The organism is Pseudomonas sp. zfem002 (assembly GCF_032621685.1).
In the GTDB taxonomy this organism is placed as follows: Bacteria; Pseudomonadota; Gammaproteobacteria; order Pseudomonadales; family Pseudomonadaceae; genus Aquipseudomonas; species Aquipseudomonas japonica.
Genome location: NZ_JAVYJH010000009.1, coordinates 106,622 through 122,697 on the forward strand (window position 1 = coordinate 106,622; position 16,076 = coordinate 122,697).

Here is a 16,076-nt window from a genome sequence, read left to right on the forward strand (position 1 = left end):
GCACATGACCGTTGAACAACAGCCAATCGTGATTCGCCCGCTGGCCGAGGGCGATTGGGAACAGTGGTGCGTCTACTGGGCGCAGTACCAGCGTTTCTACAAGGTCAACCTGGGAACGGAAATCAGCCGCCTCACTTGGGCGCGCTTCTTCGACCCCGCCGAGCCCGTGCATTGCGCCGTTGCCGCGGGCAACGACGGCATCTACGGCTTCGTCCACTACGTCTTCCACCGCTCCACCTGGGGCCGCAACGACTTCTGCTACCTCGAAGACCTCTTCGTCTGCCCGAGCGTGCGCGGGCGGATGATCGGCAAGCAGCTTATCGAGTTCGTCCAGGGCCAGGCCCGGGAAAAGGCCTGCGACCGGCTCTACTGGCACACCCAGGAAAGCAACGAGACCGCCCAGCGCCTGTATGACTGGATCGCGGAAAAACCGGGGGTGATCGAATACCGGATGGCGCTGGACTGACCTGACGAGCAGAACACCTCATCCTCCACCCCTGTAGGAGCGGGCTTTGCCCGCGAAAGGACTGCGCAGCAGTCCCAGATAGCAGTGAGGTCTGGGACCGCTGCGCGGTCCTTTCGCGGGCAAAGCCACGCTCCTACGGGGGGGATACCTCAGCAGTGCGTCAGTCCCAATCTGCGGCCGCTGCGCGCCCGTTCGCGACGGTTCGGCGCCCCGACAAACTCGCGCCTACAAAGATCGGACTCAACAGGCCAGCTCGCGCCCGCCCCTCAAAAATCGCCGCGCAGGGTCAGCATGTAGCTGCGTGGCGTCCCGTAGGTCGTCCCGCGCGTCCAGTACCCGGTCGAGTCGAAGTACTTGCGATCCAGCAGGTTGTCGACGTCCACGCCGACGGTCCAGTTCTGGTCGAGCTTGTACGCAGCCCGCGCATCGAAGACCGCCCGACCGCTGTTGCTCACGCCGTTGTAGGCATCGTAGTAGTCGTTCTGTGCCGAAACGCCACCGCCAATGCTGAGGCGATTCCACTCACCCGGCAGGGTGTAGTTGGTGTTCAGGCGCAGCATGTGCTTGGGCGTCTGCGCGGAGATCGGGCCACCGTCCGACGAGCGCGTGGTGTTGAAGGTGTAGCCGGCCGCCACCTGCAGCCCGGGCAGCAGTTCGCCGCTGGCCTCGGCCTCGAAGCCTTTGCTGCGGTTGATGCCGTCGCTGTTGACGAAGCAGCGGCCGGCGACGTCCTGCGGGCATTTGCCGGTATTTTCGTAGTCGCGGGCAGCGACATCTTCCTGCTCGATGTAGAACACCGCGAAGGAAACGTTCAGGCGCTTGTCCAGCAACTCCCCCTTGATCCCGGTCTCGTAGTTCGAGCCGATCGCCGGGTCGAGCATGCCGCCAGCGGCGGTGCGGTAGCTGGCCTGGGGCATGAAGATGTCGGCATAGCTGGCGTACAGCGACCAGGACTCGTCGAGGTCGTAGATCGCGCCGACGAACGGGGTGAATTCATGCCGCTGTTCGTTGGTGGTGACCCGGGTACCGTCCAGGACCTCGGTCTTGTACCAGCTCAGCCGGCCACCCAGCACCAGGCTGAGGTCTTCGGTCATGTGCAGGCGGGCGTTGAGGTAGGTGCCATAGCGAGTGTCGATGGTGTCTTCGATGGCATCCCAGCGGGTCCGCTCGGGCTCCGGCACGATGTGATGGTCCGGATCGTAGACATTCAGCGGAATCGGGTTGTCCAGCCTGACCGTGGCGTCCTTGTCGTTCATCTTGCGTTTCGACCAGTTGCCGCCCAGGGTCACCTGGTGGCTCAGGCCGAAGGCTTCGAACTCGCCGTCCAGATGGCCGTCGACGGCGTTGGAAGTGGAGTCGAACTTGTGGAAGCTGGTGTCGTTGATCATCGGCCCGGTCGGGCTGCCGTATTCCAGCGTGTCGTCCGCGCCCCACTCGATGGCGCTGCGGTTGTAGCTGCTTTCGGAATGGGACAGCGCCAGCTTGCCGCTCCAGTTTTCGTTGAAGCGATGGCTCAGGTCCGCGAACACTTCGTCGGTGCGGGTCTGCAGCTTGGTCCAGTCCTGGCCCAGGTAGGTGGAGCGCTTGAGGTGCGGATTGCTGCCATCGGGGTTGTTCGGCAGGCCAAGCACACTGTAGCCGTCGGTGCGCGCGGTCTGCCGGCGCAGGCCGAGGGCGACGGTGGTGGCATCGCTCAGATCACCCTCGACGATGCCGTACAGCAGCGGGCGTTTCGACTTGGTCACGTCGGTGAAATAGCCGCGGTCCTCATAGGACGCGACCATGCGCCCGCGCAGCGTGCCCTCGGCGTTCAGCTTGCCGCTGGCGTCGAGGTCCAGGCGATAGTTGTCCCAGGAACCGGCGCGGGTGGTGACGGAAAAATGCGGATCGACGGTAGGACGCTTGCGCACCAGGTTGACCGCCCCGCCAGGACCGCCCGCCCCCACCAGCAGCCCCGCGGCACCGCGCAACACTTCGACGCGGTCGAATACCGCCATGTCCGGGGTCATCCAGCCGGTATAGGCGAAGGCCTGCCCGGGCACGCCATCGACCATGTAGCTCTCGTCGGTCAGGTCGAAACCACGGGAGCTGAAGTGGTGGTTGCCGTAACCCCGGTTGGCTCGGGTGATGCCTGGTGTCTGGGCCATCACCTGATCCAGGGAGACCAGGTTCTTGTCATCCATCAGCTTGCGCGTGACCACGGTCACCGATTGCGGTGTCTGGCGCAGCGATTGCGCGGTTTTGCCGATGGTCACCGCGCCGGTGGTGTAGGAACCGCTGCCTTCGGTGGTTTCCCCCAGGCCCGTGCCATTGACGTTGGTCGCTCCCAGCTCCAGCGCGCCAGTCACTGCCGGCACCACGCTGAAGGTCCCGCTGCCGGTGACGATCACCTGCAGGCCCTTGCCCGCCAGGGCCCGTTGCAGGGCCTGCAGCACGCTCATCTCGCCTTGAATGGCAGGCGCCTGCTTGCCCGCGACCAGCGCGGGATCGAGGGAAATCACCTGGCCGCTCTGCCGGGCGATGGCGTTGAGGGTTTGTGCCAGGCCGGCGGCGGGCAGGTCGAAGCGCTGCACCTGTTGCTGGGAAGAGCCTTCGGCCCGGGCGAAGGCCGTGGGCACGGCGGCCAGGGCAATGGCGAGAGCGAGGGGCCAGGGTTTGAACACTTGAATTCTCCTGATGCGGTTGGCGTTGTCAGGAGAAAGGTGCAACGAGTGCGGAAAACCGGACACGAATGAGAAAAATTTCTACTTGCATTGTCATCAGAGCCCGTCGATCAGGGTCAGCCACGGGCCGAAACGCTTGATCCGGATCGGCTGGGTCTCCGCCAGCGCCGCCAGGGTGCGCTCACTGTCGTCCAGCGGGAACACGCCCTGCACGCGCAGGTCGCGCACCCGCGGGCTGACGCGGATGAACCCGGAGCGATAGGGGCGCAGGGCGTCGATCAGCGTCGACAGGGGTTCGTCCAGCACACTGAGGCGGCCCTCGACCCAGTCGGCCCGGTAGGCCTGGCCGGCCGGCAAGGCTTCGATGCGTTGTGCCCGCAGCAGTGCGGCCTGGCCCTCCGCCAGATCCTGGGTCGCACCGCTGGGCAGCGAGACGCGCACGGCATGTTCGAGCACCACCACGCGGGTGCTGTCGTCCGCCAGTTGCTCGACCAGGAAGCGGGTGCCCAGGGCACGGATGTCGCCCTGCGCCGTGCGCACGATGAAGGGCCGGGTCGGGTCCGCCGCCACCTGGACCACCAGGGCGCCCCGGTACAAGCGCAGCAGCCGGCGCTCGCCGGCGAGGTCGATATCCACCGCGCTGTCGGCATTGAGGATCAGCCGGCTGCCATCGGCGAGGATCAGGCGCCGGCGCTCGCCGGTGCCGGTGCGCAGATCGGCCATCAAGGTACGCCCGCCATCGCTGCGCGCGCCCAGCCAGAGCCCGCCGCCCAGCAGGCCGACAGCGACCAGCCCGCGCAGGACATCGCGCCGCGCGGTGTCCGTTTGCAGCAAGGTGTCGCGCAAGGCACCCGGTGCGCGGCGCACGACGTCGTAGTGCCGGCCCAGCCCGCGCTGCAGTTGCTCCCAGGCCGCGGCATTGGCGGGGCTGCGCGCCAGCCACTGCTGGAACAACACCTGCTGCCTGGCTTCGTCCTGCCCGGAACGCAGGCGCACCATCCAGGCGATGGCCTCCTCGGCGACCGGGTCCAGCGCGTTGCGGCTCATGGCTGCGCTCCGCTGAGATAGCACTGGCGCAGGGCCATGGTCATGTAGCGGCCGACAGTGCGCACGGAGACATCGAGGCGGCGGGCGATTTCCGTGTAGCCCAGGCCGTCGAGCTGGCTCATCAGGAAGGCTTTCTTCACCTCCAGCGGCAGGTCGGCGAGGCTGCGATCGATGGCGTGCAGGGATTCCAGCAGCAGGTGGGTTTCTTCCGGCGAAGGCGCCAGCTCTTCCGGCAACAGCATCAGCCGTTCCAGGTAGGCCTGCTCCAGGCGCCGTCGCCGATGGCGATCGAAGATCAGCCGGCGCGCGATGGTGGACAGATAGGCGCGGGGTTGCTCGATCGTGTCCGGATCGACCCGCGCGGCGATGATCTGGCAGAAGGTCTCGGCCGCGGTGTCCTCCGCGTCCGCGCGATTGCTCAGCCTGCGCTGCACGTGCTGGAGCAGCCAGCGGTGGTGGTCGCTGAAGAAGAAACCCAGTTTGTTGGAGTTGGATGCGGGCACGACAGGAGCCTGGAGCAAATGAGAAAGAGTCGCAATCTTATAGAGGAGATGGTCGGTCTCGCAATGCTCTGGCGGATAAACTCCGGGAAACCACAAAGCCTCTGAATCCTGGCGGATTCAGAGGCCTGTGGCTGCACTTGATGGCGCGCCGGTTCAGCCGCCGTGCGGATCACTGGCTCCAGTGGGTTGCAATGACGACATTCACTTGCTCCTGCTGCGTCTGATTCAGGATGATTTCGCCCCCGGCCGGCGCCCCGAACGCGGCCATCGCGCTGACCAGACTATCGACCGCATTGGCATACAAGGCCTGACTCCCCGCCTGAATCACATCCACCTGCTGAGCCTGGCCGACATACCAGTCCTTGATCGTGATCCGGTCCTCGGAACCCCGGGCATCGATCACCAGGTTGTCGTTGTCTCGCGAGAACCACAGGCTTTGCGCGGTCAGGCCTTCGATGCCGAGCACATCGACATCGTTCGGGGAGGTCGACAGGTTATTGATGATGTCCTGGCCATCTCCAGCGATGAACACATAGCGATCACTGCCTTCGCCGCCCTGCAGCAGATCGTTGCCCTTGCCTCCCTGCAAGCGATCGTTGCTGCTGGAACCGGTGATGGTGTCATTACCCGCCGTGCTCGCGCGGGACGCTACCTGCGCGCTGGTCCACGAAGCGCCATCGGCGAACTCGATGCGCTCCAGCTTGTAGCGGTCGTCGCTGGTGGTGAACCAGTTCTGGACGGTGACCTGGTCCTGGCCGTTGCTGTGGGCGAGGATCACGTGGTTGCCCGAGCGGCTGACCGAGATGTCGCTGGTGCTGATGCCCGCGCCGAAACGCAGGACATCGATGTTGCCGCTGTAGTAGGCGGTGTCGTCATTGATGATGTCGCGGCCGTCGCCCAGTTCGAAGAGATACAGGTCGGAGCCAGTACCGCCGTTGAGCACGTCATTGCCCTGGCCACCGCTCAACTGATCGTTGCCGGCATTGGCATTGAGTGTGTCGTTGCCGCTGCCGCCGTCCAGGACATCGTTGCCCGAACCGCTGGTCAGCGTGTCGTTGCCCGCCAGTCCCGACAGCGTCTGGTTGCCCGTGCTCGGACCGGTGAGGACATCGTCCCCCGAACTGCCCGTGGCCACCAGCAGCGGCGCCGCCACAGCAGCACTGTTCCACGATGTGCCATCGGCGAATTCGATGCGTTCCAGCTTGTAGCGATCATCGCTGGAGGTGAACCAGTTGCGCAGGGTGACCTGGTCCTGGCCATTGCTGTGAGCGAGGATCACATGGTCGCCCGAGCGGCTGATGGTGATATCGCTGGCACTGATCCCCGCGCCGAAACGCAGGACATCGACGTTGCCGCTGTAGTAGGCGGTGTCGTCGTTGATGATGTCGCGGCCATCACCCAGCTCGAACAGATACAGATCCGAGCCGGTACCGCCATTGAGCACGTCATCGCCCTGGCCACCGCTCAACTGGTCGTTGCCGGCATTGGCGTTGAGCGTGTCGTTGCCACTGCCGCCGTCCAGGACATCGTTGCCCGAGCCGCTGGTCAGCGTGTCGTTGCCCGCCAGTCCCGACAGCGTCTGGTTGCCCGTGCCCGGCCCAGTGAGGACATCGTTTCCTGCACTGCCCGTGGTCACCAGCAGCGGCGCCGCCACAGCAGCACTGTTCCACGACGTGCCATCGGCGAACTCGATGCGTTCCAGCTTGTAGCGATCATCGCTGGAGGTGAACCAGTTACGGATGGTGACCTGGTCCTGACCGTTGCTGTGGGCGAGGATCACATGGTCGCCCGAGCGGCTGATGGTGATATCGCTGGCGCTGATGCCTGCGCCGAAACGCAGGACATCGACGTTGCCGCTGTAGTAGGCGGTGTCGTCATTGATGATGTCGCGGCCGTCGCCGAGCTCGAAGAGATACAGATCGGAGCCGGTACCGCCATTGAGCACGTCATCGCCCTGACCACCGCTCAACTGGTCGTTGCCGGCGTTTGCGTTGAGCGTGTCGTTGCCGCTGCCGCCGTCCAGGACATCGTTGCCCGAACCGCTGGTCAGCGTGTCGTTGCCCGCCAGTCCTGACAGCGACTGGTTGCCCGTGCTCGGCCCAGTGAGGACATCGTTTCCTGCACTGCCCGTGGCCGCCAGCAGTGGCGCCGCCACAGCGGCACTGCTCCACGATGTGCCATCGGCGAATTCGATTCGCTCGAGCTTGTAGCGGTCGTCTCCGGAGGCGAACCAGTTGCGGATAGTGACCTGATCCTGGCCATTGCTGTGAGCAAGGATCACATGGTCGCCCGAGCGGCTGATGGTGATATCGCTGGCACTGATCCCCGCGCCGAAACGCAGGACATCGACGTTGCCGCTGTAGTAGGCGGTGTCGTCATTGATGATGTCGCGGCCATCACCCAGTTCGAACAGATACAGATCGGAGCCGGTACCGCCATTGAGCACGTCATCGCCCTGGCCACCGCTCAACTGGTCGTTGCCGGCATTGGCATTGAGCGTGTCATTGCCACTGCCGCCGTCCAGGACATCGTTGCCCGAGCCGCTGGTCAGCGTGTCGTTGCCGGTCAGGCCACGTATCGTCTGATTGCCGGTGCTGGGGCCGACCAGCACGTCATCACCGGCGGTGCCGTTCAAGGCGAGGGACAGCTCGGAGACATAGCTGCTGCTCCAGACGGCCCCATCGGCGAATTCGATGCGCTCCAGCTTGTAGCGATCATCGCTGGCGGTGAACCAGTTCTGGACAGTGACCTGGTCCTGGCCGTTGCTGTGGGCAAGGATCACGTGGTTGCCCGAGCGGCTGACCGAGATATCGCTGGCGCTGATGCCTGCGCCGAAGCGCAGGACATCGATATTGCCGCTGTAGTAGGCGGTGTCGTCATTGATGATGTCGCGACCATCGCCAAGGCCGAACAGATACAGGTCGGAGCCAGTGCCGCCGTTGAGCACGTCATTGCCCTGGCCACCGCTCAACTGGTCGTTGCCGGCATTGGCGTTGAGCGTGTCGTTACCGCTGCCGCCGTCCAGGACATCGTTGCCCGAGCCACTGTTCAGCGTGTCATTGCCCGCCAGCCCCGACAGCGTCTGGTTACCCGTGCTCGGACCGCTGAGCACATCGTCCCCTTCACTACCCGTGGCCACCAGCAGCGACGCCGACACCGTCGCACTGGTCCACAGCGTGCCGTCGGCGAATTCGATCCGTTCCAGCTTGTAGCGATCGTCACTGGCGCTGAACCAGTCGCGGATAGTGACCTGGTCCTGGCCATTGCTGTGAGCGAGGATCACATGGTCGCCCGAGCGGCTGATGGTGATATCGCTCGCGCTGATCCCCGCGCCAAAACGCAGGACATCGACGTTGCCGCTGTAGTAGGCGGTGTCGTCGTTGATGATGTCGCGGCCGTCGCCGAGCTCGAACAGATACAGATCCGAGCCGGTACCGCCATTGAGCACGTCATCGCCCTGACCACCGCTCAACTGGTCGTTGCCGGCATTGGCATTGAGCGTGTCATTGCCACTGCCGCCGTCCAGGACATCGTTGCCCGAGCCGCTGGTCAGCGTGTCGTTGCCGGTCAGGCCCCGTATTGTCTGGTTGCCGGTGCTGGGGCCGACCAGCACGTCATCACCGGCGGTGCCGTTCAAGGCGAGGGACAGCTCGGAGACATAGCTGCTGCTCCAGACGGCACCATCGGCGAATTCGATGCGCTCCAGCTTGTAGCGATCATCGCTGGCGGTGAACCCTGGCCGTTGCTGTGGGCAAGGATCACGTGGTTGCCCGAGCGGCTGACCGAGATATCGCTGGCGCTGATGCCTGCGCCGAAGCGCAGGACATCGATATTGCCGCTGTAGTAGGCGGTGTCGTCATTGATGATGTCGCGCCCATCGCCCAGGCCGAACAGATACAGGTCGGAGCCAGTGCCGCCGTTGAGCACGTCATTACCCTGGCCGCCGCTCAACTGGTCGTTGCCGGCATTGGCGTTGAGCGTGTCGTTACCGCTGCCGCCGTCCAGGACATCGTTGCCCGAGCCACTGTTCAGCGTGTCATTGCCCGCCAGCCCCGACAGCGTCTGGTTACCCGTGCTCGGACCGCTGAGCACATCGTCCCCTTCACTACCCGTGGCCACCAGCAGCGACGCCGACACCGTCGCACTGGTCCACAGCGTGCCATCGGCGAATTCGATCCGTTCCAGCTTGTAGCGATCGTCACTGGCGCTGAACCAGTTCTGGAGGGTGACCTGGTCCTGGCCGTTGCTGTGGGCGAGGACCACATGGTTGCCCGATCGGCTGATGCTGATATCGCTCGCACTGATCCCCGTGCCGAAACGCAGGACATCGACGTTGCCGCTGTAGTAGGCGGTGTCGTCGTTGATGATGTCGCGACCATCGCCAAGGCCGAACAGATACACATCGGAGCCGCTGCCGCCGTTGAGCAGGTCGTTGCCCTGCCCGCCCTCCAGCACATCGTTGCCCGAACTGCCGGTGAGCGTGTCATTGCCCGCCAGTCCCGACAGCGTCTGGTTGCCCGTGCTCGGACCGGCGAGGACATCGTCCCCGGCGCTGCCGGTGATCACCAGCAACTGTGCCGAAACAGTGGCACTGGTCCACAGCGTGCCATCGGCGAACTCGATCCGTTCCAGCCTGTAGCGGTCGTCATTGGAGGCGAACCAGTTCTGGATGGTGACCTGGTCCTGGCCATTGCCGTGAGCGAGGATCACATGATTGCCCGAGCGGCTGACGCTGATGTCGCTTGCACTGATCCCCGCGCCGAAACGCAGGACATCGACGTTGCCGCTGTAGTAGGCGGTGTCGTCATTGATGATGTCGCGACCATCGCCAAGGCCGAACAGATACACATCGGAACCGGTCCCGCCATTGAGCACGTCGTTGCCCTGGCCCCCACTCAACTGGTCGTTGCCGGCACTCGCGTTGAGCGTGTCGTCGCCGCTGCCGCCGTCCAGGACATCATTGCCCGCGCCACTGGTCAGCACATCGTTGCCTGCCAGCCCGGACAGCGACTGGTTGCCGGTGCCAGGCCCGGTGAGCACGTCATCCCCGGCACCTCCGACCATGGTCAGGAGGGCTGCGGTAAGCGCCGTACTTGTCCAGACCGTACCGTCACTGAACTCGATCCTTTCGACCCGATAGCGGCCATCGGTCACATTGAACCAGTTGCTGACGATGACCCGGTCCAGCCCGTTGCTGTGGCTCAGCACCAGATTGCCATCGGCATGGCTCACGCTGATATCGGCAGCCTGTATGCCCGGACCGAACCTCAGCACATCGGTACCGTCCACAGCGCCGCCGGTATCGCTGATCACATCCTGGCCATCGCCGAGGTCGAACAGATAGGTGTCGGAACCCACCCCGCCGTTCAGAAAGTCATTGCCGCCGCCGCCCTGCAGGACATCGTCGCCCTGAGCGCCGTACAGACTGTCGTTGCCCAGGCCGCCACTCAGGTTATCGGACGAGGCATAACCATGAATCTCGTCATTGCCTGACGTCTCGACAACCACCATGACCTTGATCTGGTCGAAGTTCCACTCGGTGCCGTCAGCGAAGCGGATGGCATCCAGGTAGTAGGCACTGGCACCATCGTCGAGAAAGTAGTTGACCACTTTCAGCCTGTCGGACGTGCCGCGCAGGGCAAGTATCAAGTCATCGCCAGAGCGAGTGGCGAGCAGGTCGTCCGGCAGTATGTTGCCGCCGAATTCGACGACATCCCGCTGATTCACACCACTCTCGAAGTTGTTGAGCGTGTCCTGTCCCCAGCCCCGGCTGAATTTATAGACATCCGCGCCCTCGTCACCGCTCAGGTAGTCGTTATCCGCGCCACCTTCGAGGATGTCATTGCCGGCGCCTCCATATAACGTGTCCTGGCCTGACAAGCCGAGCAGGCTGTTGTCGCCGGCATCGCCATAGAGTTCATCGCCACCCACGCCACCCAACGAGTTGCCGGCATTACCCAGGAGGTAACTGAAACCCGAGGCGGTGACATCACCCGCCTGGCGCAGGCGAGACAATACCGAAGCGCCAAACTCGCCGGCATCCAGCAGGGAGCGGAAGAACTCCACCATGACCTGCGTACCGGCCGAGGGGTTGGCGCTGTAATCCGCTTGCAGTTGCACTACTACAGGCGTCACATCGAACTCGAATCGGTTCTCGACGAAACTCAGGCCCACCGCGGCAACCAATGGCTTGAAATGCGTCTGCAACATGAGACCGGAATAGATGAAACCCGCCAATGTGTCATAGGTTTTCATCAACTTCGCCGCGGCATTGGGACCCGGGTTGGGCGTACCGCCGTTCGTCCCGGAACCCTGGGTGAATTCCCGGCCGAGGAATGCCTCCAGCGCATAGAGCTTGCGCCCATCGTCGATAAAGCCGCCGCGACTGTTCGAGCCGTATTGCGCAGCGCCGCTCCAGGCAAAGATGATGTCGTCCAGCAACGAAGTCCTGGCCGCACTGTCCGCCTCTTCAGCGAACCGCTGCAGCAACTGCTTGAGGCCTCCCGTCGAATCCTGCGATACCACCTGGCTGAGGTCGGCGACATTGCCAAAACCCGTCATATCGACGGCAGATCCGCCGACGAGGATCTTGTGCATGTCCAGGGATCGTGCGGTGTCGACGACAAACCACACATCATTCAATTCACGTTGCACACCGCCGCTATCGACGTAGCTGCCTGTCTGCAGCGTTTCATTGCCGTGTGCATCGACGCTGTGCCCGCTGGCATACGCCACCCCGAGACTTCTGACATTCACCTCGGCAAGACTCAGTAACTCGCCGATCCCTAGCCGGGCATCACTGTCGGCATCTTTCCACACACGCAACTGGGAAAACGCAACATCGTCGGCATCGATCTTTCCATCCTGGTTGCTATCCAGATCAGCCAGTGCGGCAAAACCGTTGGCCGCATTCTGACCATTGGCGAGTTTTGAGTAATTGCCAAAAAGCTCACTGCCATCGTCTATCTGGCCATTTCCGTTTCGATCCCATACCAGCAGCCCGTCATCTCGCCCAACCCAGCCTGTGGCCTCGGCAAAACCATTGCCGTCATGATCGAAATACACGCCAGCACTCAGACCTTGCGTTTCAACGCCATCGCCATCGAGATCCAGAATCAGCGGCGAAACAGTTTGCTTGGCTGCATTGAATCCATCGTTGACCAGGGGCAGACAGGAAAATCCGGTATCGGAGAAGCCCTGGCTGAACTCTGCCCATGACCACATGGCAGGTGAGCCGACGGCATCACCGAACTGGCTTGGAGGAATACCGCCGCCACTGCTCTCGTACAGGCCACCCAGCGCATCGAACATATCGGCGACGGCATCACTGACTTCCTTGCTGTCGCCGGAAACGGTCAACGCATAAATGCCAAGGCCAATGCTTGCCGCGGTGAATGCGGCTGCCGTCGCGGGTGCCGCGGCCATCGCGCCGGCGATGGCGGCCAATGAGCCGAGGGCACCTATCAGGCTTCTATCGGTTACCGTGCCAGTGGAGTCGAGGTCCGAATAAATGGAAAGTGCACTCGACAAGGCACCGGCAGCATTGCCGGCCGCCGGCTTTATAAAACTCAGCGCTGCCGAAAGTGCCGACGTTGATGCCGCCGCCGCCGACGCGGCAGTCAGGTTGCCGTCATTCACGGCAGCGTTTACATCCCGGCCGGCATTCGCCGTCGCAGTCGCCCCACTCGCACCATCTGCGATGTGCTTTGCCACCTCTTTAGCCAATGAGTCGACTGCCATTTTTCAGTGCTCCCGTTTTTTAATGAGATAAGCCACCAGACAGATCACAGCCAACGCAAGCATCGTATAAAGCGTCTTTTTCAAGGTCGAAATACTGACCTGATAAAGATTGAGCTCGCATTCATACTTCGTGGTACACATCGCAGCGCAATACTCGACACGGTCGATCCAGCAGGACACCACCGACGGTCCATAGTGCCGCACGACAATATTTCGCCCGACTCCCTCGCTGAAACCGCTGCGAATATTTGTATAACCGGAAGTGGCACTTAACTTGACACGCTCTCCCGACCCGCTTTCTTCCACAATAAAGGTGGTGCTTCTTTGCGAGCTGGATGCAATGACCAGAAATTTGCCTTCAGTGCGCGACAACACGCCATCCGAAGGCGCCGGCTTGTTTGCCAGCGCATAGATGTAGAATCCCAGGCACAATAAAAAACAAAGAATGAAGATCAGACTTGCAAGCAATAACTTATTGCCGGAAAAAGCGTCACCCCTAATTTTAAACATGACGTTCCAGGCCGCGACGAATGTTCCTGAACACATTCCGCGGTGTAATCGATTCTCTGGAATAACGCAGGTCATGCTGAAGATTCGCCCACGCGAAGATCCGGGCGAATGCAGAGGGCAGCGCTTTCAACCAGCGCTCATGGGGGGCCTGTACTGTGTCACTCGACGTTGCATCCATGCACGGGGCGCTCTCATCCGCCTCTGACGAACATCCTGTGCTACGAGCATAGGCAAGAAGTTCCAGGCGGGCTGACGTCCCTTATATCAAAGCGCTATCACCACCCGTGCAGAAACGACAAAGCCCCTGAAACCTTGCAGTTTCAGGGGCTTTGGCATGTATGGCGGAGAGATAGGGATTTGAACCCTAGGTACCCGCGAAGGTACAACGGATTTCGAATCCGTCCCGTTCGGCCACTCCGGCATCTCTCCAGTGGCGCGCATCATACCAGCACTTTTCTCAAAGGCGAAGCCTTTTGATGAAAAAAATCGCGTGCTTTCAGATGCTTGCGCGAACGTTTCGCCTTACAGCGGCACGCCCAGGCGTTTTGCGACTTCTTCGTAGGCCTCGATGACATCACCCAGGCCCTGACGGAAGCGGTCCTTGTCCATCTTCTTGCGGGTTTCCTTGTCCCACAGGCGGCAGCCATCCGGGCTGAACTCGTCGCCCAGGACGATCTCGCCGTGGAATACGCCGAACTCCAGCTTGAAGTCGACCAGCAGCAGACCTGCGTCGTCGAACAGCTTGGTCAGCACTTCGTTGACCTTCAGCGACAGCGCTTTCATCTTCGCCAACTGGTCAGCGGTGCCCCAGCCAAAGGCGACAACGTGGGATTCGTTGATGAACGGATCGCCCTTCTCGTCGTTCTTCAGGAACAGTTCGAACGTCGATGGCTCCAGCTTGATGCCTTCCTCGACACCCAGGCGCTTGACCAGGCTGCCGGCAGCGTAGTTGCGCACCACGCACTCGACCGGGATCATGTCGAGCTTCTTGACCAGGCATTCGTTGTCGCCCAGCAGCTTGTCGAACTGGGTCGGAATGCCGGCCTCTTCGAGCTTCTGCATGATGAAGGCGTTGAACTTGTTGTTCACCATGCCCTTGCGGTCGAGCTGCTCGATACGCTTGCCGTCGAACGCCGACGTGTCGTTACGGAACAGCAGGATCAAGCGGTCGGCGTCGTCGGTCTTGTACACCGACTTGGCTTTGCCGCGGTAGAGTTCTTCACGTTTTTCCATGATGGGCTCCGCTTGCTAAATGAGAGGGGCTAGACGATTTCGCGCCAGTCGAGCCCACAATCCTGGTTGGCCACTTGCAGCCAGTCCGGGTCGCACCCGAGGGTATCGACGAAACATTGCCGGGCCAGCTGTGGCAGGTTGTTCTTGCTGCTGAGATGGGCCAGCACCAGGTGCTGCAAATTCTCCCATCCCAGCTCCGCCACCAGGTTCGCAGCCTGGTGGTTGTTCAGATGTCCGTAATCGCCACCGACCCGCAGCTTGAGAAAATGCGGGTAATGCCCGCGGGCAAGCAGGTCACGGCAATGGTTGGCTTCGATCATCAGGGCGTCGAGGCCGCGGTAATGCTCCAGCAGCACCGCGTCGTAGCAGCCGAGGTCGGTCAGCACGCCAAGGCGCCGGCGACCGTCGCTGAACACGTACTGCAGCGGCTCCAGCGCATCGTGGGTCACGCCCACCGCCTTGATGCTCAGGGCGCCTACGTCGAACGTGTCGTTCGCCGCGAGAAACCCCGTCGCCTCCAGCGGTTTGCGCAAACCGCGCAAGGTGCCGCGACTCAGGTACACCGGAAGATTGTAGCGCCGTGCCAGCAAGCCCACCCCATGCACGTGGTCGGCATGTTCGTGGGTCACCAGCACGGCGCTCAGGCTGCCTGGCGCGACGCCGAGCCGCGCCAGGCGCCGCTCGGTTTCGCGCAGGGAAAAGCCGCAATCGACCAGGACGTGAGTATCGCCACTGGTGACCAGCGTGCCATTTCCCTGGCTACCGCTTCCGAGAACCGCGAAGCGCACTTAACCCAGGTTGTCCTGGATGACGCTCAGCACGCGACGGGCCACGTCAGCCGGGGCCACGGTATTGATGTTCTTCTCGACGGTGACCTGGACGCTGTCGCCCACCTTGCTCAGGCGAACCTGGTAACGCTCGGCACGGGCTTCGATCTCTTCCTTGCTCGGCTCGCTGCCGAACATGCGACCGAAGAAGCCAGGCTCCTTGTTCTTCGGTTCGGCCTTCTCGGCCAGGTTGATGTAGTACAGGCCCAGGCTGCGGTTGATGTCCTCGACACGCCATTCGCCGTGCTCCAGGGCACGACCGACGCTGGACCAGGCACGATCGAGATCGGCGCCCAGGTTCAGCACCGGGTTGCCGCTGCCGTCTTCGCTCAGGCTGACACGGCTCGGTGCATCGAAATCGCGGGCCGCGAGCAGGGACACCGAACCGCCCTTCTCGGCGCTGCGAGTCATGCTGGCGAGCATCTCGTCGACCAGCACGGCGTCGACGCCGGTGTTGCTGGAGCGTGCCGGGAATTCCTGCTCGGCGCTGTCGCCGGCCTTGCGTTCCACGGTCACCACGTAGACTTCAGAAGTGTTGCGCTGCACGCCCGGTTCGATGCGCACGCGCGCACGGATCTCGCTGTCGCGGCTGCTGGCCGCACCGCCGAGACGATCGGCCATGGATGCGGAAAGCTCGTCGAAACGCTGCCAGGTGGTGTTGAACTCACCGGTCTGCGGACGCTCCTCGGCAATGCGGAAACCGTTGTCCTCGAAGAACTGCCGGGCCACCGGCCAGACTTCGGCCGGTGCACGCTGGGCCAGGACCCAACGCGCGGCGCCGCTCTTCTGCAGGCTGAAATCACTGGCTTCGGCGCTGGCGGCCAGAGGCAGCGGACGCGGCACTTCGAACTCGCCCTTGACGTTGTCGTCAGCGACGTTGCGCGGAATCGGCAGCAGCGGGTCGAGACGCTTGACGTTGCTCACATCGGGCGGCAATTGCATCGGCGGCTTCTGGTTTGCTTCCAGATAGTCGCTGCCACGGTCACGGAAATACCCGTCTTCGCCCCACAACCAGGCGCAGCCGCTGGTGCTGGAAATGATCAGGGCAAGGGCGGAAAGACCAGCCAATCGCTTCATGCGGTGTACT

The 16,076-nt window shown here is 62.7% G+C and carries 10 protein-coding genes and 1 tRNA gene; 1 reads left to right on the plus strand and 10 read right to left on the minus strand.

Features of this window, described 5'->3' with window-relative positions; genetic code table 11:
• The first annotated feature begins 4 nt into the window (after positions 1–4).
• On the plus strand, positions 5–466 hold the full coding sequence (locus tag RTI28_RS12630; protein ID WP_316920763.1) for a GNAT family N-acetyltransferase: 462 nt from the start codon (positions 5–7) through the stop codon (positions 464–466).
• 266 nt (positions 467–732) lie between these two features.
• On the opposite strand, the gene RTI28_RS12635 is transcribed toward RTI28_RS12630, so the two are convergent.
• The 10 genes from RTI28_RS12635 to bamC all read right to left on the minus strand — a co-directional run bounded on the left by RTI28_RS12635 (position 733) and on the right by bamC (position 16,066).
• Entirely contained in the window at positions 733–3,129 is a 2,397-nt protein-coding gene (locus RTI28_RS12635; protein ID WP_316920764.1) for a TonB-dependent siderophore receptor, read from the minus strand.
• Positions 3,130–3,225: 96 nt separating this feature from the next.
• Positions 3,226–4,176, minus strand: coding sequence for a FecR domain-containing protein (locus tag RTI28_RS12640; protein WP_316920765.1), 951 nt, complete (start codon positions 4,174–4,176; stop codon positions 3,226–3,228).
• Positions 4,173–4,679: a sigma-70 family RNA polymerase sigma factor gene (locus RTI28_RS12645; protein WP_316920766.1), complete on the minus strand. Its 507-nt coding sequence runs from the start codon at positions 4,677–4,679 to the stop codon at positions 4,173–4,175. The genes RTI28_RS12640 and RTI28_RS12645 overlap by 4 nt, the downstream gene beginning before the upstream one ends.
• A 169-nt stretch (positions 4,680–4,848) precedes the next feature.
• Positions 4,849–8,385, minus strand: a complete 3,537-nt coding sequence (locus RTI28_RS12650; RefSeq protein WP_410478984.1) for a beta strand repeat-containing protein — start codon at positions 8,383–8,385, stop codon at positions 4,849–4,851.
• Positions 8,313–12,419 (minus strand): calcium-binding protein, encoded by a 4,107-nt coding sequence (locus tag RTI28_RS12655; RefSeq protein ID WP_316920768.1) that lies wholly within the window; start codon positions 12,417–12,419, stop codon positions 8,313–8,315. Before RTI28_RS12655 ends, RTI28_RS12650 begins: the two co-directional genes overlap by 73 nt.
• Positions 12,420–12,422: 3 nt before the next feature.
• Positions 12,423–13,004: a hypothetical protein gene (locus RTI28_RS12660; protein ID WP_316920769.1), complete on the minus strand. Its 582-nt coding sequence runs from the start codon at positions 13,002–13,004 to the stop codon at positions 12,423–12,425.
• A gap of 264 nt (positions 13,005–13,268) precedes the next feature.
• Positions 13,269–13,358, minus strand: a tRNA-Ser gene (locus RTI28_RS12665).
• A 93-nt stretch (positions 13,359–13,451) separates the two neighbouring features.
• Positions 13,452–14,162 (minus strand): phosphoribosylaminoimidazolesuccinocarboxamide synthase, encoded by a 711-nt coding sequence (gene purC / locus RTI28_RS12670; protein WP_316920770.1) that lies wholly within the window; start codon positions 14,160–14,162, stop codon positions 13,452–13,454.
• Between the two features lie 29 nt (positions 14,163–14,191).
• Entirely contained in the window at positions 14,192–14,950 is a 759-nt protein-coding gene (locus RTI28_RS12675; protein ID WP_316920771.1) for an MBL fold metallo-hydrolase, read from the minus strand.
• Entirely contained in the window at positions 14,951–16,066 is a 1,116-nt protein-coding gene (bamC, locus tag RTI28_RS12680) for an outer membrane protein assembly factor BamC (protein WP_316920772.1), read from the minus strand.
• Between the last annotated feature and the right edge of the window lie 10 nt (positions 16,067–16,076).